Source organism: Rhizobium sp. CF122 (assembly GCF_000282035.1).
GTDB lineage: Bacteria > Pseudomonadota > Alphaproteobacteria > Rhizobiales > Rhizobiaceae > Rhizobium.
This window is the reverse complement of sequence record NZ_AKKA01000081.1, coordinates 1-24690: the sequence shown is the minus strand read 5'-3', so window position 1 is coordinate 24690 and position 24690 is coordinate 1. Positions and strand designations below refer to the sequence as shown.

15 protein-coding genes and 1 pseudogene are annotated in these 24690 nt (G+C 60.7%); 6 read left to right on the top strand and 10 right to left on the bottom strand.

The window, feature by feature from the left end; translation table 11 throughout:
* Window positions 1-117: 117 nt before the first annotated feature.
* The 3 genes from PMI09_RS20140 to PMI09_RS20135 are packed head-to-tail and all read right to left on the bottom strand — an operon-like array spanning window position 118 to window position 1973.
* Complete coding sequence (locus tag PMI09_RS20140; protein ID WP_007798710.1) at window positions 118-564, bottom strand: hypothetical protein; 447 nt, start codon at window positions 562-564, stop codon at window positions 118-120.
* Window positions 565-567: 3 nt separating this feature from the next.
* On the bottom strand, window positions 568-714 hold the full coding sequence (locus tag PMI09_RS31430) for a hypothetical protein (RefSeq protein ID WP_007798706.1): 147 nt from the start codon (window positions 712-714) through the stop codon (window positions 568-570).
* A 23-nt stretch (window positions 715-737) separates the two neighbouring features.
* Window positions 738-1973: a sensor domain-containing diguanylate cyclase gene (locus PMI09_RS20135; RefSeq protein WP_244423792.1), complete on the bottom strand. Its 1236-nt coding sequence runs from the start codon at window positions 1971-1973 to the stop codon at window positions 738-740.
* Between PMI09_RS20135 and PMI09_RS32265 the strand changes: the two genes are divergently transcribed.
* Window positions 1947-2240, top strand: a complete 294-nt coding sequence (locus tag PMI09_RS32265) for a hypothetical protein (RefSeq protein ID WP_244423795.1) — start codon at window positions 1947-1949, stop codon at window positions 2238-2240. The genes PMI09_RS20135 and PMI09_RS32265 overlap by 27 nt on opposite strands.
* 365 nt (window positions 2241-2605) lie before the next feature.
* Here the strand turns inward: PMI09_RS32265 and PMI09_RS20130 are convergent, their stop codons facing one another.
* Entirely contained in the window at window positions 2606-2902 is a 297-nt protein-coding gene (locus tag PMI09_RS20130; protein ID WP_244423790.1) for a hypothetical protein, read from the bottom strand.
* Between the two features lie 384 nt (window positions 2903-3286).
* Here PMI09_RS20130 and PMI09_RS20125 point away from each other — a divergent pair, with 384 nt between their 5' ends.
* The gene (locus PMI09_RS20125) at window positions 3287-3724 is read left to right on the top strand and encodes a VOC family protein (protein WP_007798696.1); all 438 of its coding nucleotides are present in this window, start codon (window positions 3287-3289) and stop codon (window positions 3722-3724) included.
* Window positions 3725-3738: 14 nt separating this feature from the next.
* On the opposite strand, the gene PMI09_RS20120 is transcribed toward PMI09_RS20125, so the two are convergent.
* On the bottom strand, window positions 3739-4665 hold the full coding sequence (locus tag PMI09_RS20120; protein WP_007798694.1) for a cation diffusion facilitator family transporter: 927 nt from the start codon (window positions 4663-4665) through the stop codon (window positions 3739-3741).
* 126 nt (window positions 4666-4791) lie between these two features.
* On the opposite strand from PMI09_RS20120, the gene PMI09_RS20115 reads away from it, so the two are divergent.
* The gene (locus PMI09_RS20115; protein WP_007798692.1) at window positions 4792-5586 is read left to right on the top strand and encodes a TIGR01458 family HAD-type hydrolase; all 795 of its coding nucleotides are present in this window, start codon (window positions 4792-4794) and stop codon (window positions 5584-5586) included.
* A gap of 30 nt (window positions 5587-5616) precedes the next feature.
* A complete protein-coding gene (locus tag PMI09_RS20110) occupies window positions 5617-5856 on the top strand; it encodes a hypothetical protein (RefSeq protein ID WP_037083625.1) in 240 nt (79 codons plus the stop codon).
* A gap of 48 nt (window positions 5857-5904) precedes the next feature.
* Here the strand turns inward: PMI09_RS20110 and PMI09_RS20105 are convergent, their stop codons facing one another.
* The 5 genes from PMI09_RS20105 to PMI09_RS20085 all read right to left on the bottom strand — a co-directional run bounded on the left by PMI09_RS20105 (window position 5905) and on the right by PMI09_RS20085 (window position 13847).
* Entirely contained in the window at window positions 5905-7089 is a 1185-nt protein-coding gene (locus PMI09_RS20105; protein ID WP_007798689.1) for a GTP-binding protein, read from the bottom strand.
* Window positions 7090-7190: 101 nt separating this feature from the next.
* Window positions 7191-11672 (bottom strand): DUF4082 domain-containing protein, encoded by a 4482-nt coding sequence (locus tag PMI09_RS20100; RefSeq protein ID WP_007798686.1) that lies wholly within the window; start codon window positions 11670-11672, stop codon window positions 7191-7193.
* Window positions 11673-11898: 226 nt separating this feature from the next.
* A complete protein-coding gene (locus tag PMI09_RS20095; protein ID WP_007798683.1) occupies window positions 11899-12675 on the bottom strand; it encodes a molybdopterin-binding protein in 777 nt (258 codons plus the stop codon).
* Window positions 12672-13514: a cytochrome b/b6 domain-containing protein gene (locus PMI09_RS20090; protein ID WP_007798677.1), complete on the bottom strand. Its 843-nt coding sequence runs from the start codon at window positions 13512-13514 to the stop codon at window positions 12672-12674. The genes PMI09_RS20095 and PMI09_RS20090 overlap by 4 nt, the downstream gene beginning before the upstream one ends.
* 87 nt (window positions 13515-13601) lie before the next feature.
* Complete coding sequence (locus PMI09_RS20085) at window positions 13602-13847, bottom strand: pentapeptide MXKDX repeat protein (RefSeq protein WP_007798675.1); 246 nt, start codon at window positions 13845-13847, stop codon at window positions 13602-13604.
* A 184-nt stretch (window positions 13848-14031) separates the two neighbouring features.
* Here PMI09_RS20085 and PMI09_RS20080 point away from each other — a divergent pair.
* Together PMI09_RS20080 and PMI09_RS20075 are read left to right on the top strand one after the other, a co-directional pair.
* Window positions 14032-14611, top strand: a pseudogene (locus PMI09_RS20080) (sigma-70 family RNA polymerase sigma factor).
* Between the two features lie 454 nt (window positions 14612-15065).
* Window positions 15066-24690 (top strand): peroxidase family protein (locus PMI09_RS20075; protein ID WP_007798669.1); only part of this gene is annotated, 9625 nt, incomplete at its 3' end.

The following is a 24690-nucleotide window of genomic DNA, read 5'->3' as shown; positions in this document are numbered from 1 at the left end:
TACGGGCGCAGCCGCTGCGGAGGAAGTCACGCGGATCAGGACGGGGCCGCCATTGAACGGTTAGCCGAAGTCTCCGAGCGATGCGGCGTGTCTGCGATGGAGCGGAAGACGAACGGATCATCCTTCGAAGGTGTGAAACCTCGCCGCCGCCAAAATTTCAGCGGCCTCGTCGTCGACGGCGTTGACCATCAAGGCCCGTCCGCCGATCAGTGCGGCAGCCTGAACGCAACGCTGGAGGGCGTTCTTGACCAGACCCGTGCCAAAGCCGCACCCCACCCATTCCGTGACGGCAGCGAGTTGACCGAGAAGCAGGCAGGGAACCGGATCGGGTGGTTGGCCCGTGCGAATTGAGCGCGGCAAGATAGAGGCAACCACAGCTGTAGGGGCAAGGCCATAATATCCGACCACTCGACCGGCTTCGTGGACTACGAGAACGGCCGTGAAGCCCTTTTGCTGATTGGAGAGAGCGCGCGTCTTCAACCAGCGATCGAGCGTGGGTTTTCCGCAGGAGAAGTTAGAAACGTCATGCGTGGTGGTAAGCGGTTCGGGAGCCGATGGCGACACGTCTTACCGCTTCGCCACGTAGCCAGGTTCCAAAGGCGCGGGCCGCTTGGCAAGCTCCACCATCTCGGGAACTGGGGCTGCCGGACGAGATAGGACTTCCACAAAATCGGCGAATCCTTCAGGACTCATGCGAACCAGCACCTGCTCCATGACGACTTCCTACACAAAATGCGCTAGCCGCCGACCACCTGAAGGGCCTGATCCGAGTGGAATCGTGCTGTTCCTTTGCCACTGGATTTGGCCAGGTAGAGCGCTTGATCGGCCTTCTGTAACAAATCGGCGCTTTCTCGTCCGTCGGTGGGCGAGACTGCGATACCGATGCTGACACCGATTTCGACAACAGTGTCCGTCACCCTGTAGGGGGATCGCAAAGTCTCGATGATCCTGCTTGCACGTGTCCGCAACTCGTCACGGTTTGTCAGCCCCGGCATCACCACCACAAATTCATCGCCCCCGAGGCGGGCCGCCGTATCCTGCTCGCGAAGGAGCGATCGCAACCGCTCCGCGACCTGACAGAGAAGCTCATCGCCGGCCGCATGGCCGTGCCCGTCATTGACCGCTTTGAAGCCATCCAGATCAAGATACATGAGGGCTACGCCCGGCTGGCGGCTTTTCAGATGGCCAACGAGGCGATCCAGGCGATCAAGCAGCAGCACGCGATTGGGCAAGCCCGTAAGTGCGTCGCGCATGGCGCGCGCCTCGCTGCTGCGGATCAGCCGTGCCGCCTCTCCCGAATAGCGAAGTACGAATATCGACAGAGCCACGAAGGCGCATAAGGTGATGACAAGAATCGGTCCGGCCGTTTGCAAAAGCGCATCACCGGGACGCGCAGGATCCCAGGCCAGATAGCGGGCCGTCGCCTTTATCTCGTCGGAAAAGCGGATTCGCGCACGAGGGTCTACACTTTCGTCATCAATATCGGCGAGTCTCAGATTGGGCAGCAGATAGGTATTTCCAAGGTCGGCCAGGCGGGCTGCGGTCAAGACGTCCACAAACACAACCAGATAGCCCGTATCCTGAGGCCGTGTCTTATCATCGAAAGGACGCAAGGGCGCTACCGCCACCATAGCGAGTTCATTTCCAGCGCTGACCAGGCCAAACGTCGCGCTGACGCGATCGCCGCCGCGAGTGCGCGCAACAATCTCGTTGAAGCCGTTCGATAACAGAGACCGGGCATCCACCGCCCCGCCTTTTTTATCGACATAAGAGTAAACGGTGCGATTTTCTGGATCCAGCACGAACGACATTGCTAAGCCGTAGCTATCCTCGCCGGCGTGGCCGATATTGCCGTCGATCCAGGGAAAATCGAAGTTATCGACGATTGCAACGACGGCTTCATCCCAATGGCCATAATCTGACGCTCCCTTGGCAAGGGCTTTGCCGTGAACGTCAATTGCGGCACGCGCCAATCGTGCCTGTTCACTGATCGCGGTCTTCGTCTGATAGTTTGCGAGCCAGATCAAACCGCCAGCCGAACCAACGAGCAGCAGTGCGGTCAGCAGCACAAGTGGCAGAATGACCCTGAAGAAGAATTGCCGGGTGGCATCGATTTGTCTGGGCATTTTTCTCAACGAACAGCGTTTCTTGCGCGGAAGGTCGCCGAGCAATCCAAAAACCCGGCGCTCTTGGCTTGTGTGACCACCCGCCATTTGCAGATGACCTATGCACGCGCTTAATTTAGAAGTCGTGAAGAAAGAGCCTCAGTTTCAATCTTTCTTGTGCCAATTTTTCACTGAGATTGCGCGCGAGCAATCCGTGCACCTTTCCTTTGGGGGTCGCCAAATACCATCGAGGTCGGGTGAGTTGGCGCAGTTGCGGGGCTGACTGTGTTCCACACCATGCCGATAGAGGCAACCGAGAACGTCGGCCCGGTCATCGTCTGGCGAAAGGAACTATTCCTTTGCCGGTTTCCAGCGGCTTTGGCGGACGTTTTCACGTTCGCACCGCACTGCAGTCGGCGATCTGTCCACCGGTCAGGCGCAGGGTGACGGGGGCGAATTCGTCACCAAAGCGCTCTGCTTTTAGAGCGGGAGCGTTGAAATCAGACGTAAGCAACCCGCTCGCCGAATTCGCTGTCGTCATCAAAGTTCTTGGTTCCGATGCGGTCATCTTCACCAGAGAGCCTTGGCGGCTGGCCGCCGCCCTGCTGGCCAGAGTCTGTATTCGAAGACTTCTCCAGTTTGGCCAATTTTGCCTCAAGCGTTGAAATGTCGCTTTGCAGTGCTTGAGCTTCGTTCTGGTCCTTCGTGCTGGCAAGTTCGGCCTTCTTGCTGGCGATCTCTTGCTTGATGCTCGCTGCATCGTCCGACGAAGATGAAGAAGTTGATGTCGAAAGCAACGTTGTCGATGTCGACGAATTCGAAATAGCGGTGACCATACGACCCTCCTTATAGGCGACTTGCACCTATCTACTTCGCGCTGCCTTACTCGTAAGTAAAAAAAGTACCAAACGGTACCGGTTTTCGTACGCGACATGTTTCGATGTTGCTGCGTCTAGGCATTTACCCTCGATGACCATCAGCGCGGCTTACCAGATAGCCGACAGATCTAAGAGACCGTTTGAAAACGGGGCGGAAATTTGAGGCGGCCCGTGGTTCAAGCTTCTGATGTGGAAAACAACGAATTGGGCGTAGATGGCTGTCGGTGTTGGGTTGCCTCAAACGTCCTTTGTTAGACGAGGCGACACCTTGCAGATTGAAACGACACCTTGGAGATTGGAAACATGGCCCTCAAACGGATGGACAATGTCGGAATCGTCGTCGAAGACCTCGGCGGGACGATTGATTTCTTTCGCGAACTCGGCCTCGAGCTCGAAGGACGGGCCGTGATCGAAGGAGAATGGGCCGGACGTGTCACGGGACTGGGCGATCAGCAGGTCGAGATTGCCATGATGCGCACACCGGACGGCCACAGCCGGCTCGAGCTCTCCCGCTTCATCAGGCCGCCTGTCGTCGCAGATCACCGGAAAGCCCCGGTTAACGCCCTAGGCTACCTCCGCGTCATGTTCGCAGTGGACGACATCGACGAGACGCTTGAACGGCTCCGCACGCGCGGCGCGCAGCTCGTCGGCGAAGTAGTCCAGTATAAAGACGCGTATCGGCTCTGCTACATCCGTGGGCCTGAAGGGCTTCTCATCGGACTCGCCCAAGAACTCAGCTGAGCGCAATAAGGCGTCTATTCCGCCCATTCCACATCGGCGGTAAAGGCAATGGTGAGCCAGCGATTGGCACTCTCGTCGCCGATTGCCGCACCGATTTCGTCGCGCAGCGCATCCCATTCCTCCACCGTCTTGGGCGGCAGGCCCTCTGGAACGATGAAGTAGAGCTCAATCTGCGTCGCGCGGCCGACGCGAGCGACATAGGCGCGGTAGGAGAGGAAACCAAGGCGGCGAACCGTCTCCAATGCAACCTCATCGACATGGTCCTTCAGACCGACCGGCGCGATCAGCAGGATTTCCGTCAGCGCCTTCCAGACGGTGCCGATCGGAAGCGGGATCATCACCAGGCAGACGAGCGCCAGGACGACCGGATCGACATAATTGGCGACCCAGGCAGCGGGCGTCGGTTGGACGGCAAGGCCGACCAGAAAAGCAATCAGCAATGCGAGCGCGATCCCGCCGGACATGATCCAGGCCGTGATATCGAGCGATATGAAATTCGATTGCAGGCTGCGGTTCAGCCTGATGCCCATTCCGGCCATGGCCACACAGACGAGCAATGTCGCCGCGCAATAGGCGATCGCGACACCGAAATGCAGTTCGTGACCGCCATTGAGGATACTGATGATCGCGTTGATCAGCGCATAGACTGCCACCGTCATGAGCAGGCAGCCGTTGAGCATGAGGACGATCGGTTCCAGGTGCCAGAAGCCCATGGTGAAGCGGTTGCGAATTCTGCCGGAGAGCGCATCGGTCTGCGCCGACTTGACGATCAGGCTCGAAACCCACAGCGCGAGCCCCGTCATTGCCGCGTCCGCCAGCGAATAGACGCCATCGAAGGCGATGGAAAACGAGCCCGACAATATGCCGAAAACGACACCGAGCGCAGCAACCACAACCGTGGCAGCGATCGAAATGCGTAAAAAACCCTGCTCACTCCACATCCGCATTGCCCCCACGATGGCACGCCACCGCGTTCATTCTATCGTTTCCGGACCGATGGTGAAGACGTCCGGAGCCCTTCGGACCCGTCGCCTGCTTTGTTGTGCGTTGACCGACGCGCCGCCCTCATGCAGTCTTACCTTATGGTCAAGGGTGTCCTTCTTGACGTTTCCGGCGTGCTGCTCGACGGCGACACGGTTTTGCCGGGAGCAGCACAGTGTATCGTGAGCCTTGAATCGGCCGGCCTGCCTGTCCGGCTCGTGACCAACACGACGCGGCAATCCAAACGCCAACTTGCGCAACATCTCCGATCTCATGGCATCGAGGTTGAGATGCACAGACTGTTCGCCCCCGCTGCGGCTGCCTGTGCTTGGCTGAAAAAGAACGGATACGCGCCGCATCTGCTAGTTCATCCGGACCTTGAAGAGGATTTCGCCGAGTGTAGCACCTCGGGTCCCTGCGCGGTCGTCGTCGGTGATGCGGCACAAGCCTTCGGCTATGACAGCCTGAACGCAGCCTTTCGCAAGCTGCAGAAGGGTGCGCCATTCCTGGCATTGGCCCGCAATCGCGCTTTCAAGGATCACGACGGCCTTTTGAGCCTGGACGCGGGCGCCTTCGTCGAGGCGCTCGAATATGCCGCCGGCACCAAAGCCATTCTGTTCGGCAAGCCGTCTCGAGATTTCTTCACCGCAGCGGTGGAAAGCATGGGCTGCCACCCGCACGATGTCGCCATGGTAGGGGACGACGTCGAGAGCGATGTTGCCGGAGCGCTTAGGGCGGGGATCGGCGCGGGTATCCTGGTTCGAACGGGGAAATACCGCGCCGGAGACGAGAGGCAGGTCGAACCACGACCGACGGCTATCGTCGCAAGTATCGAGGAGGCCACCCAGCTCATCCTGAGAATGTCTGCTAACGGCGATTGACGTCAACGGAGCCTGCGGGCGCTGTCTGGTTTGACGCGCGACCAGGCCGGTGTCGCAGGCGTGCCGATCGTCACAGTGGCCGGGGGAGAGATCGGCGAGCAACATGTCGGCCTGAAGGGGACGATGAATGCGTTGTTCCTCAAGGACCTTGCCGCCAAGACGCATCGCGGCCTTCGGGGCCCGTGTCGAAGACGGCAAGTCCGGCGGCGGCCTGTGCTTGGCTACAAGGTCCTCAAGCAGTTCGACGCGCGCGGTGCCGATCAGGATTGACTGCGAGATCGACGAGGCCGAGGCCAATGTCGAGCAGCGCTGCCCGCGCTACCAGGCCGGAAACGGATCTTCGAGTGCGGACCAGTCCTGCGGATCGGCGCTGGCCAGACAACCGTCCAACGCGACACGGACGCCTGTCTCGTCCATGTCCACACCGATGAACACGAGCTCCTGCCGACGATCGCCCCAGACGCTGTCCCACTGGCTCTTCAGATGCTGACGAAACTGCGTATGGCTCGGCCAATCTTGCCAAGGAACGGCCGCCCACCAGAGCCCCATGGGTTCGCAGCGCCGCTGCACTCCGGCAGCCGACATGAGCCCCACATGACGCGGGCGCGTGGCAAGCCAGAAATGGCCCTTGGCGCGAATTACGCCCGGCCAGGGCTCATCCAGGAATGCTCGAAACCGCATCGGATCGAAGGGACGTCTTGTGCGGTACACAAAGCTCGACACCCCGTATTCCTCTGTCTCGGGAACATGGGCGCCTGAGCTGTACAGCTCCTTGTGCCACAGCGGGTGCGCAGCCGCTTTCGCCTCATCGAAGAGGCCGGTGTTGAGGACGCTCGCAAGAGGAATCCTGCCGAAATCGGTTTCCACCTGGCGCGCATCCGGATTGAGTGCAGCGACCACCTTGCGGACCTCGGCGCGAATTTCCTCGGTCGTGTCCGAAATCTTGTTGATCACCACAACATCGGCAAATTCGATCTGGTCGACCAAGAGATCAACAAATGTCCGCCGGTCCTGACTGTCCCGCTCCAGGCCACGGTCACGGAGGAGATCGGCGCTACTGTAGTCGGCTAAAAGGCTCGCGGCGTCGACTACGGTGATCATCGTGTCAAGTTTCGCAAAATCGGATAGAGAAACCCCGTTCTCGTCGCGGAACGAAAAGGTTGCCGCGATAGGGCGTGGCTCCGCAATGCCAGTCCCTTCGATCAACAGATAGTCGTATCGCTCTTCTTCGGCCAGTCGCCGCACTTCCGTCAAGAGGTCGTCACGCAGGGTGCAGCATATGCAGCCATTGCTCAGCTCAACCAATGTCTCCGTCGTATGCGACAGGTTGCAGCCGCCTTCTCGAATGAGACTGGCGTCTATGTTCACCTCACTCATGTCGTTGACAATGACGGCAACCCGCAGACCCTCGCGATTGGCCAGCACGTGGCTGAGAAGCGCTGTCTTGCCAGCCCCGAGAAAACCGGCAAGCACGGTCACCGGTAGCCTTTCTGTCCTGTTCATCGTCATCCCTTCAATGTCGCCCTTCGGAACGACGTTGCCACCGCAAGAATCTGCTTTGTATCAGTCGCGTCCGGAGCCTACCCGCAATCTCGTCCGATGCCTCATGCGGCGAGCTGCGGCCGGAAAACCACATCGGCCCAGTAGTTCGCTGAATCGAAGGTGCTCGTCGGGAAGAGACCCGCGGTGGCGGACCCGCCGTAGGCATAAACGCCGTTGCCACCGGCGGCGGCACTTGACAGGGCCGTCAGCGGGCCGCTGGTGACGCCGCTGGTGAAAAAGCCATTGGTCGCCACATAGGCGCCGGTCGTGTGGTAGGAGGCGACATAGGTGGTGTTGGCGGTGATCGTGACAGGGGTCGCGAAGTTCACCGTCTGCCAACCGCTCGCCGAGGTGTTGGTGAAGGTGGCGGTGGCGAGCTTGGTGCCTGCGGTGGTCCACAGGTCGACGACGTTCTGGCCGGTGTCGTTGGCGCTGCGGTAGAACTTGATGCCGGTGACATCACCGGCAACGTTCGACTGGAACTTGACGCCGAGTTCGAGTTGCTGACCATCGTTGAGGTTTGTCTGGGCCGGCGTATTGGAGGCGCTGAACAGGCTGTAGGTCGTGGGAGCTGTCGTCGTGGCAATGTTGAAGGTCTCGCTGGCGGCAAGGCCGGCAAGGTCGGTCGCCGTTACCTTGATGCCGGACGTGCCAGCTGTCGTCGGCGTGCCGCTGAAGGTCCGCGTCGTGGCGTTGAAGCTCAGCCAGGCGGGAAGTGCTGAGCCATCGGCGGCGGTTGCCGCGTAGGTGAAGGTTTCGCCACTGTCGACATCGGTGAAGGTGTTGGCCGGCAGTGCAAACGAAAAGGCGGTGCCGACGGTGGCGTTCTGGGTGGCGGTCTGGGCTGCGAGCACCGGTGCGTCGTTGGCGCCGTGGATGGTGACGGTCAGCGTTGCCGTGGCGGTGGCACCGGCGGTATCACGCATGGTGTAGCTGAAGACCTCGCTCAGCGTGTTGGTCGACTGGCGCAACGCCTGCACCGTGGCATTGGTCTCGTTGACGGCATAGGTATAGGTGCCCGACGCATCGAGCACGAGACTGCCGTACGTGCCGTTGAGCGCCGAGCCGAGCGTGCCGGCCGTCGCGCCGAAGCTGACCGCCGTGACGGTCTTGGTGTCACCGGCATCCGGATCGGTGTCGTTGGCAAGCACATTGCCGCTGGCGGCCACGCCGCCCGAGCCATTGGCCACCCCGCCCTTCTCGGTCGCATCTCCCGCATCGGCAACTGCCGTCGGCGTCGTGTTGCTTGACGAGGCCGGGTTGAACATCACGTCGACCCAATAGTTGGTCGACTGGAAGGTGCTGGTCGGCAAAAGGCTGGCGCTGCCATACGTGTAGACGCCGTTGCCGCCGGCTGGCGCTGTCAGCGGGCCGTTCGTCACATTGGAGGTGAAGTAGTTGGCGGTGGTGGAGTAATGACCGGTGTTGGTGTGGTAGGACGCCGTGTAGGTCTGCCCAGGCGTCAATGTCACTGAACTGGAGAAATACGCAGTCTGCCAGCCACTGGTGGTCTCGTTTGAAAACGTGATGGTCGCGAGCCGCGTACCCGTGCTCGACCAAAGCGAACCGGTATGAGTACCCGTATCCTGGCTGCCCTTGTAAAAACGAATACCGCTGACGGTACCTGCCACAGAGGTCTGGAATCGAACCCCGAGCTCGACGGCTGACGTATCGCTGGTGTTGACGACCGCTGGTGTCGCGGCGCCGGAAAAGAGGGAAACAAAGCTCTGCCCGGTGACGGTGACCGTGCGTCCCGCCGAGGGTGTTTCAAGGTTGATGCTGTCGTCCACCGCGCGGGAGAGGATCGTGTAGGTGCCGGCGATCTGAGGCGACCAGCTATAAGTCCAGTTCTCATCGCCTATCGCTGGATGCCAGCTTGCCCCGTTGTCGGTCGAAACCTCGACTCCGGCAATGACCCCGCCTCCCGTGTCGGCTGCGGTGCCTGTAATCATAACGGTAGATCCAATCGTCACCGTGGCGGGTACCGTGATGACGGTGGTCGGGGCAACATGGTCGCTCGAGGCGGTCGCTGCGACGAGCCCGGACTGCAGCGTCCCAGGCTGGATGCCCATGTCGGCAAGCAAATTGACCATTGCCTGCTGCACGCGCGGATCGGTCGGCGTCACCTCCTTGTCGTGATTGTCGCTCAGGCCCCAGGTCCAGTAGACAGTACCCGCTCCGAACACCAGCGCACCGCTCGGCGCGCGATAGAGCGTCAGATTGTGGGTGGAGACACCGTTGCCGGTCGTGTTTCCGTAGTCGAGGAGGTAAGTGCTCACCGGAAGCGTCGTCGATGACAGCTTCACGAGACCAGCCGGATCGAAGCCGTTGTCAGTCGCTTCGTCCCACTCATAACCAAGATAGTTCTTGGTGAGCGTCGCCGTTTGGCCTGGCTGAAGATTGGCAACGCTGGTGCTGCGCCAGAAGCGCAAGTTGGCATCATCATAGGGTATCGTGATTGCCTGAAGATTGCTGCCGACATCGTCGACCATAAACAACTGGCCGGTCAGTGAGTTTTCCGGGTTTCCGCCACCGACAGCGGGCGGGCTGAGGCGCGGGTCGCGGAAGGTGCCTGTCCATTCATTGGAGGGGTCGATGCTGGCACCGGGCGACCATGTCTCCTTGTAGGAGATAAGGGTACGATAGGGCGTGGCGTCGCTGCTGAAGCTGTTGCCCCAACGGGTGCGCCAGTAGACCTCGTTACCGCTCCAAAACTGAAGGTTAACGCCTGCGTCGCGTGCGGCCTCAACATTGGCTCGTTGCTGTCCAGACCAGTATTCGTCATGCCCAGCATCAACATACGCTTTATGATTGAGCAACAGACTGCCATAACGGTCGACATCGACGCCCGACATGTATGAGACGTCATAGCCGTTCTGTTCCAACCAGTAGATACCGGCATACTCGGCACCGAACAGATAATCCTGCGGACCGGCAAACGTGCCAATCCCGCCGCGGGTCACGATCGGCCTGTTGTAACTAACAGCATAGGCGCGACCAGCACCCTGCCCGGTCGCCGGGCCGTTGCCGCCATAGAAATTTGCTCCTCCCCAGCCGTTATAGGCCTGCCAGGTTTCGTCTGCGGTCTGGAAGACCATGTCGCTATGGCTGTCGTCATCGCGCACGATGAACGGGATGTGGTTCTCGCCGAAGGTGCCATCCTGACGCACGAGCTTGGCGATATAAACGCCTGAGACGGCGTCCTCTGGCACGGTCCACGACGCCGAGACTGCCCAGTTGCCGGCATCCACGGTGCCGGTCGAGGCATTGCGCAGCGGATCGGGCTGGTTCTGCAATCCGGTGTGCTGCAGAGTGGCGACCTTGCGCGCGCCCATGCCGCCATAGTAGCCGAGCCGGTAAATATCGATTCGATAGTTGGTGGAATCCGTATCGATCTTGAAGCTAATCGTCTTGCCGTTGTCGACGCTGATATCGGTCGCGAACCCCTCGATATTGGAGCTACCCGCACCGTTGATGCCCCACTCGCTCTCAGGATTGCCCTGCTTCTGATTTTCCTGCACGATTATGTTGGTCGCGGCGGCCGTCGCCGCCAGACTCTGCGTCGCTGTCCTCTGCGTGCCCGACGGTCTGGTCACCGAGCCGGAAAGGATGCCGACGCCCTTGGAGGTTACGGTCCCCGATCCAATCTCTCCGCCGCCTGGCAACGATCCGTTCCAGGCCGTTGATTCGGTCCATCCTGCGGTTCCGCGCCAGCCTGAAAGCGGGGACAAGTCACGATCGAGAAGCGGGTCACTCATCGAGGCGCCAATCGTCCCCTTGGCTGTCGGAACATAGTCCGGCCCCTCAGTCAGCCTGGTTCCGGGCAACTGACCGTCCCGCTGAAGCATACCGCCGCCTTGAGCCCAATCGAGCATTCGCGTGGGAGAGGTAAAGTAGCCGCACCCGCAGACGCCAAACGGCATGCCAAACGCCAAGAAATGCGATTCATGCGCGGCCGCCTGCGCTGACGGCGTCGACTCGAGGATGACGACCTTGCCCGAAGCAGCCGACCCGGCAGCCACAGTGGTCGAACCTCGCCCTGAGGCTGTCTGAGCAGGACCGTTCGGCAAAAACGGAGCCAAGGGATCAGCGCCCATAAAGCTAGTTCCAGCATGAGTGCCATGGCGTGACCATTTTGTGTCGGATGAAGTCGCATCCCGCCCTGAAGATGAAAGACCCCGCTCGCCGGCAAACGACCGAGGCGCGGCAAATTCGCCGCTTTGAATTCCGGCTCCATAAATCGCTGTGAAACTGTCGGTCAAAGACGGCAGTACGAGGTCGCTGTTGACCTGACCGTGCGCGTCGCAGACCATGCCCCCCTGCCCATTGCCATCTTCATTGAGCGCGGTGACGTTGACGGGACCATCGACGGCAGCGCCATATCTGGTCCCATCTGTCGTTTGTGTGCCAAGCGCAAGTTGAGAGTAATCCTCTTGCCCATTGGCTGTATTACGAGGCTTCGCCCTGCGGCCGGCGGTTAACCACCGGGGAGCCAACGAATCCAACACTGAGCGGGAAGCCCAGCGGCGAGCTTTGCGATGCATGGTATGCCCTCTCGCAAAAACCACGATCAAATCGATGAGGATCGTTCAAACTGCCAATTTCGGAATTGTAGTCGAAAAAGAACGAAATACACTGTACGCCTTTCGAGCTAAATCGGGCGATCACCTTTTGGCGAAGGGCACTATGTCGCTTTCGCCAACAGGCATCTTGGACGCGCATTCCCTACGCGTCACACTGGCAAAGCGAACTCAAAGCCCCTCGCCCAACTCATATCCCGGCATACCATTCATAGCCGCGATCCTCCCAAAACCCGCCATTGCCGCCGTAAAGATGGCCGAGGTCCGCGACCGCCTCGATGCGCGTCAGATATTTCGCCTGCTTGTAACCGAGCTGCCGCTCGACCCTGAGCCTTAGCGGCGCGCCATGTGCCACCTCTAGGTCGCGGCCGTTCATCGAATAGGCAAGGATCGTCTGCGGATGGAGGGCATCGACCAGATCAATGCTCTCATAGTACCAGCCGGTGCCGTTCAGCGTCTTTTCGTATTCATCCGCGCAGTGGAACACGATATAGCGCGCCTCGGGCTTCAGCCCGACCAATTGCAGCAGGGCGCCGAGTGGCACACCAGTCCATTTGCCGATTGCGCTCCAGCCTTCGACGCAGTCGTGCCGGGTGATCTGTGTGCGCGAAGGCATCGCCTTCAGCTGTGCGAGTGAGACTTGCGACGGCCTTTCGACCAGCCCACCAATCCCAAGCCTCCAGGTTGAGAACTGCCGGCTCATCCAGTCGAGATATTGCGGATTATCCGGCATGCTGGTGCCGTTTGAGCGAAAGACCGGCGAGAGATCCGCCTCGCTGAATTCAGGGGCCAGGGCGTTGTTGTGAAGCAGGAAGCGCTGCGTCTTCATGCTGAGACCCTCGGCGATCTTCAGGACCGACTTCGTCCGGTCACTTTCAACCCATGCGTCGCAGCCGCTCAAGCCCAGTGCAGAGGCGGTCAAGGTCGAACCAATGAGGAAGCGGCGGCGGGTAATGAGGCGGCTCATTGTTTGCCTCCCTGTTTAATTGCGTAGTAGCCGGTGATCATCGAACGGAGATTGTTGAAGACACCCGACAGGATCACCATAGCCACATGTACGACGACAAAGGCCACGAGCAAGAAGGCAGTCAGGAAGTGGATGGTGCGCGCCGATTGCCGTCCGCCGAAGAGATCGAGCAGCCAGGGCGCTACAGCATTGAAGCCCGGCGACATGGTGAGCCCTGTCGCGATCATCAACGGCAGCAGCAGGAAAATCACGGCCAGATAGGTCAGCTTCTGCAGCGTGTTGTAATGCCGTGCCTCCGGTCCCTTCGGAAAACGCAGCCGGGCGTGGTTGACGACCTCGTAGGTGAGATGAGCGAGCGTCAGCTCATTGACGGTTGGAGCGAGATCCCGATGGAAATGCCGGCTGACCAGCCCATAGCTGAAATAGACAAGGCCGTTGAGGACGAAGACCCAAGCAAAAAAGAAATGCCAGCGCCGGCCGGTCGACAGATCCTGATAGCTTGGAAGTGTAAGCCAGCTTGGAAAACCCCTCGCTGTCGCCTCGCCGTCGACATTTGAGAGACCAAGGACGCCTGTTGTATCGAAGGTGAGCAAACCCACATGCGTCAGCCCCTTCACCTGACCGCTGTCATCGACGGCTTCCATGGAAATGAAGGAAGGGTCGTTGTCGGCTCCATACTGGCCCCAATAGAGCGCCGGATGAGCATTGAATATCTGCAGACCGCTGAACAGCAGCACGGTGACGGCAAGCACGTTTACCCAATGCGAGAGGCGCACAGCAAGGCTGTGGCGGTAGATGAGTGTACGGCCGGTTTCCCTACTGGAATCGATCGTCGCCATGATTGTTCTCCGGATGTATGGAAGTTTCGCAGGAGAATACGCGGCCGCCGCAGATAAAGTTTCAGCGGCCGCGAGATACGAGAACGCTTACTTCATCGCGTCGCAGGCCTTCATCATGTCGGCCTTTTTCATGGCGTCCTTTTCCATGCCGGCCTTGTGCATGCAGTCTGTCTTGGTGCTCGACTTCATGGCGTCCTTCGACATGGCACTGCTCTGCATATTGTCCGTCTTCATCGCGTCGGACTTCATGGCGTCCTCAGCCGACGCCGCATCGGCGAGCGAAAGGCCGACGAGGAACATGCAGGGTGCTAGGCTGGAAAGAAGCTTGGTCATGGGATTCTCCTGGAATCGGATTGTCGTGTCCGCCGGCTGCGTGCCAATGGCTCACACCTACCCATTCGAGAGCGCCTCGAAATGCGTTACAGCCTCACACGCATGTGAAAGATCCGTGATGCCAAACATTTTTGATCTGCCCTGTAACCGACTGGCTGTTTGTCCGAATGAATTCGCTGACAACATGACGACCGCTTATTCGGAAGAAGCCCTGAAAGCATTGATGCTTCTGGCCCTTGACGGGGACGAGGCCGCCTATCGGCGTTTGTTAACTGCATTGCGTGTGCTGCTTGTCGGTTACGACAGCCGCAGGATGGCTGCGGCGATGAAGGCGGATATGGAAGACCTGGTCCAGGAGACATTTGCTGGCGCTGCAGGCTCGCCGGTCCACTTATGATCGAAAACGAGCTTTCACGGCCTGGTTCTTCTCGATCGCCCGCTACAAGCTGATCGACCACCATCGCGGCCGCGGTGGACGTCGGCTGGCCGAGACCGAGCTTGGCAAGGAGATCGAAAGCGACTTCAGCGAGGATACGCTGACCGCCCGCATGGATGTCGAGCGGTTGCTCGACGGGTTGTCGCCGAAACAGCAGGAGCTGATCCGGCAGGTGAAACTGGAGGGCCGGTCGGTCGCCGACACTGCAAACAGTACCGGCCAGTCTGAATCGGCGGTAAAAGTCAGCATCCATCGGGCGCTCAAGGCGCTCGGAGAGAGATTGCGAGGCCACTCGATCCCGCGCAACAGGTGGTCGGCAGGTACATGATCATCGAGGCAGAAGTTGCAAAAAAGTCGCGCTGGAGCTGCCTGACATCCCATCATCGCTCAATCCCTTGCAAATCAATGCGACGATTGAATCGCGACACTGCAGCGCCAGCAATGTCGAATTTTTCAACGGTATCCGCCATGTGTGGTCTTCATCCTCGTCGTGGATTCACCCGTCAGTTCTTGGACCTTGGTCTAAGCAATGGCTAGACTAAGGACTCGGCATAGAGCGACAATAGTGCCATCGGCGACTGGACCGTTGTCCAGCTGATCATGCGACCTAGTCCCCTCGCGTACAGATACTCGAGCTTGCATAATCATCGACGATTGGTCCGTGGGAGGGCCTAACAACTGTTTCGGCCATAGCTTCGGCGGCGTGTTCAGCCGGCAACGCACTTGGTTTGGTGCGACGGCGAAGCTTTGTCCAAGGCGAATGGCAACTATTGGAGGGTGGCATGGTAGAATTTATTCGCTCGGACCTGGATTTCATCCTGCAGCAGATCATAATTGCGGAGCGGAATGCGCAGGGCGAGAGCCTCACTGATATCTTGCCAAACGCCGAGGTGCCTTTTGGCCTGCGGACCGTCGATGGCTCTTTCAACAATCTGGTCCACCCCGAATTCGGGGCTGCGGATTTGGCGTTTCCGCGCCTCACCGACCCCTCTTTTCGACCTGCGGAGGCGGGCACCACCTATGCGACCCCGGGGGCGGGGGTCGTTGATTCTCAGCCGCGCACGATCAGCAACCTGATCGTCGATCAGACGGACAACAACCCGGCAGCTCAGGCCGCAGCCGGTCAGACCCCGGGATCAAGCACCGTCATCAGCCCTGGGCTGGACGGTCAGTTCGGCACGGGCGACGACGTTCCAGTCAATTTCATCCCGAACATCACTGCCGATGCGGGCCTGTCGGCGCCGTTCAACGCCTGGATGACCTTCTTCGGACAGTTCTTCGACCATGGTCTCGATCTGGTGACCAAGAGCCAGAGCCAGACCGAAACCGTCTTCATTCCGTTGAATCCGGATGATCCGCTCTTTAGCACGGCTCCCGGCGCTCTGAACTTCATGGTCCTGCAACGTGCTGCGGGGGGTCAGGCCGCGACCAACACGACCTCGCCCTTCGTCGACCAGAGCCAGACCTACGCCTCGAATGCTTCGCATCAGGTGTTCCTGCGTGCCTATGAGCTGAATGCCAATGGCGATCCGGTGGCCACCGGTGAACTGATCACCAACCGCAATCTCGGCGCTGATGGCCTGTTCGGTACCAGTGACGACACGGAAATCGGCGGGATGGCCACCTGGGCCGTGGTCAAGGCGCAGGCTCGCGACATTCTCGGCATCAATCTCACTGATGCCGACGTCGGCAATGTGCCGGTCCTGGCCGTCGATGCCTATGGCAATTTCATCAAGGGGCCCAATGGGTTCCCCATGGTGATGATGCAGGATAACACCTTCACCGAGGGTAATCCGGCAGCGCCGATCAGTCTCGCGGGCGCTGCCCGCACCGGTCATGCCTTCCTGAACGACATCGCGCACAATGCCGATCCGACAGGCAAGACCGCGGATGCCGACAACATCGTCAACACCGGTCCGATTGCGGCCGGCCAGTACGACAACGAACTTCTCGACGCCCACTACATGGCTGGTGACGGCCGCGTGAACGAGAATATCGGCCTCACCGCCGTGCACGCTGTGTTCCATTCCGAGCATAACCGCCTTGTCCAGCAGACCAAGGACGTGGCGTTGGCGACCGGCGACGTCGCCTTCCTCAACCAGTGGCTCGACACCCCGCTTGCCCCGAACACGACATTCCCGCTGACGCAGGCCCAGATCGATGCGCTCGACTGGAACGGCGAACGCCTTTTCCAATCCGCCAAGTTCGGCACGGAGATGCAGTATCAGCATCTGGTGTTCGAGGAGTTCGCCCGCACGGTCCAGCCTCAGGTCGACGAATTCCTGGCTCCGAGCGGCTACGATACGACGATCAATCCGGCGATCCTCGCCGAGTTCGCCCATACGGTTTATCGCTTCGGCCATTCGATGCTGACCGAGACGGTCGACCGCTTGGATCCGAACTTCAATACCGTCGGAGGTGACCCGCAGCTCGGCCTGATCGCGGCCTTCCTCAATCCGCTCGCCTACGCCAATAGTGGCCTGACGCCCGAACAGGCGACCGGCGCGATCGTGCGTGGCGTCACCCGCCAGGTTGGTAATGAGATCGACGAGTTCGTTACCGAAGCACTGCGCAACAACCTGCTCGGCCTGCCACTCGACCTGCCGGCGCTGAACATTGCGCGTGGCCGTGACACCGGCATTCCCTCGTTCAACAACGCGCGGTCTCAATTCTTCGCAATGACCGGCGACAGTCAACTCAAGCCCTATATCAGTTGGGCCGACTTTGCCGACCACCTCAAGCATGCGGAGTCGCTGATCAACTTCATCGCGGCCTATGGCACGCATTTGTCGATCACCAGCGCAACGACGCTTGCCGACAAGCGCGCGGCCGCGACCTTGATCGTCCTTGGCGGCGCTGGGGCGCCGATCGACCGCCTCGACTTCCTGAACGCGACCGGCGCCTATCAGGGTGGCTCGCTTGGCGGCCTCAACGACGTCGATTTCTGGATCGGGGGCCTGGCGGAAGAGAAGATGCCGTTTGGTGGCATGCTCGGCTCGACCTTCAACTTCGTCTTCGAGACCCAGCTTGAATCGCTGCAGAACGGCGACCGCTTCTATTACCTGTCGCGCACGGCCGGCATGCATTTCGGCACCGAGCTGGAGAACAACTCCTTCGCCAAGCTGGTAATGCTGAACAGCGACGCGACGCATTTGCCGAACGCGATCTTCACAACACCAAGCTTCACGCTCGAAGTCGATCAATCGCGGCAGCACACCGGGCTCGGCGCCGATGGCCGCGCGGATCCGACCGGCGGCCTTGAGATCAACGGCGTCGAAGTTGTTCCTCTCGTTATCCGCGACAATCCAGCGACGGATGGCACGGACACGAACTATCTCCAGTACACCGGTGAGGACCATGTCGTCCTCGGTGGCACCGCGGGCAATGACATTATCATCTCCGGCGATGGCGACGACACGCTTTATGGCGATGGCGGCAATGACCGGCTAGAGGGCGGCTCGGGCAACGATACGGTTCTCGGCGGTGACGGCGACGACATCCTGTCCGATTCTTTCGGTGACAATCGCATCGAAGGCGGTGCCGGCAACGACGTCATTGTCGTCGGCAACATGTCGGTCCTGGGCAACCTGATCCTCGGCGGCAGCGGCCAGGACTTCATCATCACCACGGAAGACATCTCGACGACGTTTGGCGGGACCGGCGACGACTTCATCCTCGGCGCCAAGACCAATCTGCCGCCGACCGGCAATGAGGGCGACGACTGGATCGAACTGGGCACCCAGGACGGAGCGCCTGGCGACAACTTCTCGCCCGTGCTGGCCGACGACGTGATCGGCAATGACATCTTCATTGGCGGCGGCGGCTTCGACGAAATGATCGGCGAAGGCGGGGACGACATCTTCACCGGCAGCGACGCCCAGGACAAGATGGACGGGATGTCTGGTTTCGACTGGGTCACCTACCTGAACGACCGCTTTGGCGTGACCGTTGACCTTACGCTGGCTGCATTGGCGCAACCGCACGGCGCACCGGCGACCAACATCGGAGCTTTCCAGCCCATCGGCTCGTCGCCGGCTTCGATCCTCGACCGCTTCGCGGAGGTGGAGGGCCTGTCGGGTTCGAGATATGCCGACGTGCTGCGCGGCGACGACGTTAACGCCGACACCATCATCAACCATGGTGGTGCCACCGGCAGCGCGCTGACCAACGTTGCGCTGATCGACCAACTTGCCACGCTGCTCGGGAATGCCGGGCTGTCGCAGACCGGATTCGCGACCGGCAACATCATCCTCGGTGGTGACGGCAGCGACATCATCGAAGGCCGCGGCGGCGACGACCTGATCGATGGCGACAAGTGGCTGAACGTGCGCATCGGCGTCTACGCGGCCGGGGACACAAACCACACTGGCGCGCCGATCGCCTCCTTCGACAACATGGTCCAGTTGATGCCGTTTATGCTGGCGGGAACCTACAATCCCGGCCAACTGCATGCGATCCGCGAGATCATGGACGGCAGCTCCACCGGTGGCGATGCCTTCGACACGGCCGTCTTTTCGGGCAACAGAGCCGACTATACCGTCACTATCGACAACAGGGGGACGGCCGACTTCAGCGACGACATCGTAACGGTCGTCGACAGTGTGGTTGCTCGCGATGGCACGGATACTCTGACCCATATCGAGCGGTTGCAGTTCGCGGACGAGGCCCAGGTCGTCGTGCCCGGCCTCAACGCCGAACCGGTTGGGCTGCTGGAGATTCGCGACGCCACGACGCATGCCGCCGACGGCACGCCCACAGCCGGCCAATTGCTGGAGGTATCGATTGCAGGCGTGACCGATGGAGACAATCCCGGGGCAATTACCCAGTCCGTCTCCTACTACTGGCAAGTCGATCGCAATGGCGATGGCGTCTTTGAGGATATCATCCTACTGCCGGCGGGCGACCTTGCCTTCCTGAGCGCGGATGGTGTCAATTTCCGCGTGACGCCTGATCTCGTCGGCCTGCCGCTTCGCGTCAAGGCCTACTACCAGGACGCTCATGGTGTGACCGAAACGGTCTTCTCGGCACCGACTGATGCAATCGCAGCTGCACCGGTCGCCCCGCCGACCGTTACAACTCCGCTTACCGAAGTCACCGCCGGTGGCGCCGGCATTCATCTTGCCGTGTCCGACCTGCAGTTCATTCTTGATCAGATCAAGATTGCCGAAGCCAATGCGAACGGCGCCAGTCTCCTGTCCCTGATCCCGAACGTTCGCTCGCCGCTTGGCCTGCGCACTGTCGACGGTTCAAACAACAACCTCGTCCACCTCAACGGTATCGACCAGAGCGAATTCGGGGCGGCCGACAACACGTTCCCGCGGGTGGTTCCGCCGAATTTCCTGAACGAGCAGGACGAAGATCCGTTCAGCCTCGGGCCAGGCGGGCCGCCGCCCGTCACCAACACCAACTACAATTCTTCAACCAGTGTCGTCGATTCCGATCCGCGCACGATCAGCAACCTGGTCGTCGACCAGACCGCCAACAACCCGTCGGCCTATGCCGCCGCGTTCGATCCGGGCCTCAACGGCCATCTTGACTTCGGCGTATCCGGCGCGGCGAATGACGACGTCCTTAAAGACGGGGTCTCGATCGTCAAGAGCCCTGGACTCGACGGGCTCTTCGGCACGGCCGACGACCGCGACGTATTCAAGATCGACGCGGTCGCGCCTGACGTCGGCCTTTCGGCACCGTTCAACTCTTGGTTTACATTCTTCGGCCAGTTCTTCGACCACGGCCTAGACCTCGTAACCAAGGGTGGAAACGGAACAATCTACATTCCGCTGCAGCCGGACGATCCACTCTACGTCCCCGGCGGCAATTCAAACTTCATGGTTGTGACGCGGGCAACGCAGGCAGGGCCTGACGGCATCCTCGTCGACGACCCGAACACCACCGTCGACGAATCCGCCGACAACACCCACGCTGGCACCAACACCACCACGCCATTTGTCGACCAGAACCAGACCTATTCCTCGCATCCATCGCACCAGGTGTTCCTGCGTGCTTACAGTCTGGACGGTGCCGGAGCGCACGCCACCGGCAAGCTGATCACCAACTGGAATCTCGGCGCCGATGGGCATTTCGGCGGCGGCGATGACGTCGAGATTGGCGGCATGGCGACCTGGAAGGTCGTCAAGGCACAGGCCAACGACATTCTCGGCATCAATCTCACCGATGCCGATTTCGACAACGTGCCGCTTCTGGCCACTGACGCCTACGGCAATTTCACCAAGGGGCCGAATGGCTTCCCGCAGGTCGTGATGAAGGGGGCGGACGGCATCGGTGGCACGGATGACGACTTCCTTGTCGAGGGCAATCCGCTTGCGCCGATCTCGCTCACCAATGCAGTGCGCACCGGTCACGCGTTCCTCAATGACATCGCGCATAACGCCGTGCCGGTGTTTGCTCCCGGCCCCGGTGCCGACGGCGTTGCCAAGACGGCTGACGATCTTGCTCCCGATGCCGATGCGGATACCGGAAATGCCGTTCCCGTCGGACCGGGAGGCAACAACCTCTCCTACGATAACGAACTGCTCGACGCACACTACATCGCCGGCGACGGCCGCGTGAACGAGAACATCGGCCTCACCGCCGTGCACTCGATCTTCCATCACGAGCACAACCGGCTGGTCGACCAGACGAAGGAGACGGTCCTCGCGGCCAACAACCTCGACTTCCTGAAGGAGTGGCTGATGCCCGGCACAGGGCCGGCGGAGTTTCCGACTGATCCGGCTGCTGTCGCGGCCCTGCAGTGGAATGGCGAGCGCCTGTTCCAGAGCGCGAAATTCGGCACCGAAATGCAGTACCAGCATCTGGTGTTCGAGGAGTTCGCGCGCACCATCCAGCCGAACGTCGACCTGTTCTTCGCACCGACACAGGTCTACGACGCCGACCTCGACCCCTCGATCGTGGCCGAGTTCGCCCATACGGTCTATCGTTTCGGCCATTCGATGCTGACGGAGACAGTCGACCGCTACGACGAGAATTTCAACGTCGTGGGCGACGGAAACCCGAACGAAGCCGGCAATCAGCAGACCGGCCTGATCGCAGCCTTCCTGAACCCGCTGGCCTTCGCAGCGAGCGGGACCACTCCGGAGGACGCGACCAGCGCCATCATCCGCGGGGTCACCCGCCAGGTCGGCAACGAAATCGATGAGTTCGTGACCGAAGCCCTGCGCAACAACCTGCTTGGCCTGCCCCTCGACTTGCCGGCGATCAACATCGCGCGTGGTCGCGATGTCGGCATCCCCTCGCTGAATGCCGTTCGCCGCGACATTTACGGGCAGACCGGGAATTCCGACCTTAAGCCGTACACGAGTTGGGCCGACCTGGTGCAGCATCTGAAGCACCCGGAATCGGTGATCAACTTCATCGCCGCCTACGGCACGCATAGTTCGATAACCAGCGCCACGACGACGGCGGCCAAGCGCGCCGCGGCTACTCTCCTTGTCCTCGGTGGAGCTGGCGAACCTGCCGACCGGCTCGACTTCCTTAACTCAGCCGGTGCCTGGACGAGCCTGGCCAACGGGGTCACCACGACAGGTCTTGACGCCATCGATCTGTGGATCGGCGGCCTGGCCGAGGAGAAGAACCCGTTCGGGGGCATGCTCGGCTCGACCTTCAACTTCATCTTCGAGAACCAACTCGAGAAGCTGCAGGACGGCGACCGCTTCTACTATCTCGAGCGCACCGCTGGCCTGGCCTTCAACGCCGAGCTGGAGGGGAATTCGTTCGCCAAGCTCATCATGGCCAACACAACCGCGACGCACCTGTCGGCGCTTGTCTTCTCAACGCCGACCTGGACACTCGAGGTCGACCAGAGCAAGCAGTTCACCGCGCTTGGCCCGGACAATCGCGCCGACCCGACAGAAGGAGGCACGGAGCTCAATCCGCTCGTCGTTCGCGACAATCCCGACACTGTTGGTCCCGACAGCAACTACATCAAGTATACCGGCGAGGACCACATCGTCCTCGGCGGCACCAACCCTGGCAGCCCGGCCAATCCGAGCGGCAACGACATACTGATCTCGGGAGCCGGCGACGACACCGTCTATGGTGACGGAGGTGACGACCGCATTGAAGGCGGCTATGGCAACGACCAGCTCCGCGGTGGTGACGGCAGCGACATCATCACCGACATCGGCGGCGACGACAACATTCAGGGCGGCGACGGAAACGACGTGATCCAGGGTGGCAACGGCGTCAACCTGATCATCGGCGGCTTCGGCAGCGACTTCATCATCACCGGCGAGGACGCGTCGGAAGCGATTGGCGGCCAGGGCAACGACTTTATCCTGGGCAGCAAGGCCAACGAACAGGATATGGGCAACGAGGGTGACGACTGGATCGAGAAAGGCACGTCAGACGGAGCGCCTGGCGACAATTTCGACCCACTCGGCAACGACCCGATCATCGGCAACGATGTCTTCATCGGTGACGGCGAGAACGACAAGTTCAACGGCGAAGGCGGCGACGACATAATGGTCGGCAAGACCGGCTTCGGGGACCGCTACATCGGCGGCTCCGGCTACGACTGGGCCGACTTCAAGGATAACGAGCGCGGCGTCTACATCGACATCTCGGATCGCTTCTTCGACACGCCTCTACTGCCGGGTTCGGCAACGCCGCTGATCCGTTTCGATATCGTCGAAGGTGTCTCCGGCTCGCATTTTGGCGACGTACTGCACGGCGACAATGTCGACGCTGCGGCCCTGCCGACAGAAGGCGCAACGGGCAGCGTGCTGACCAATATCGCGCTGATCAACGGTCTGCAGAGCCTGCTCGATACAGCCTACGCGGCCGATCTGGCGCCCGGCGCACACAAGACGTTCTACGATGGCGGCAACATCATCCTTGGCGGTGACGGCAGCGACATCATCGAGGGCCGCGGCGGCGACGACGTCATCGATGGTGACAAGTGGCTGAACGTCCGCATCGCCGTCTATGCGGCGGGCGACACAAACCACACCGGGCCAGAAATCGCCTCCTTCGACAGCATGGCCGATCTGGAACTCCAGACGAAGATGCTGAACGGCACCTGGAACCCTGGTCAGTTGAACATCGTGCGCGAGATCATCACCGGCGCGGCTGCCTTCGACACGGCGGTCTTCTCGGGCAGGCAGGCGGACTACACGATCACCACGGTCGGCGGTCTTACGACTGTGAGGGACAATCTCGGCACCGACGGAACCGACCGGTTGATGAACATCGAACGGCTGCAATTCTCCGATGGCTCAGTCTTGCTCGGCGGCACGAATGCCGCGCCTTCCGGCGTGATGTCCATCCTAGATGGCGTAACTCCTGTCGACACGGCTGCTGCGGGCACGGTTTTGACGGTGTCGTTTGCCGGTATCACGGATGCCGACAATGTGACCGCCACCAATCTGACCGGGACAATCTCCGGACCGGTCGACTATTTCTGGCAGGTCGAGACGGTTCCCGGATCCGGCGTCTATGAGGACATCCTCACCTTCGGTGCCGGGGAGGTGGAGCGTGCCCATGGCACGAGCTTCACGGTCACCGACGCGGAGGCGGGACTTGGCCTGCGCGTGCGGGCCATCTACCAGGACGGCCATGGAACGCTGGAGCAGATCTATTCAGCGCTGCCGCCAACACCGGGCGTCGGCATCACCTTGGTCGGCACGCGTGGTGCGGACACACTGATTGGCACGGCGCTTGCCGATACAATCACGGGCGACCGTGGCGACGACACCATCACTGGCCTTGGCGGCAATGACACGATCGACGCCGGCCGCGGGGCCGACACTGTCGATGGCGGTGATGGCGACGACACGATCCTCGGCGATCGCGACAACGACATCCTCAATGGCGGGGCCGGGGACGACAACATTGACGGCGGTCGTGGTGACGACACCATCAATGGCGGCCCGGGCAACGACGCGATCCTTGGCGATCGCGGCAACGATCTGATCATCGTCGCTTCCACCGAAGGGCGTGACATCATCGACGGCGGCCGCGACACCGATACCGTTCAGATCGTGGGCGACGCGAGCGCCGAGGCCTTCCGGGTCTATGCCCGAGCCGATGCGATCGCGGCCGGCATCACGGTCGCGGCAGCCACCGAGATCGTGATCACGCGCGGTGCCGTAGTCGTTGCGGAACTTGCGAATATCGAGGAGATCCAGATCACCGGTGGCGGTGGTGGCGATACCTTCCAGGTGATCGGCAATTTCGCGGCAACCACATTGTTTACCAACACCATCACGATCGATGGTTCGACGGGTAACGATACGGTCGATATCTCGACACTGACCTCGGCGCACCGCATCGTCTTCAAGTCGAATGGCGGCCACGACACCATCGTCGGCACATTACGGCCGCAAGACGTGATCGAACTGGCCCCCGGTTCGACGCTGGCTGACTACCACTCGACGACGGCCAACGGCA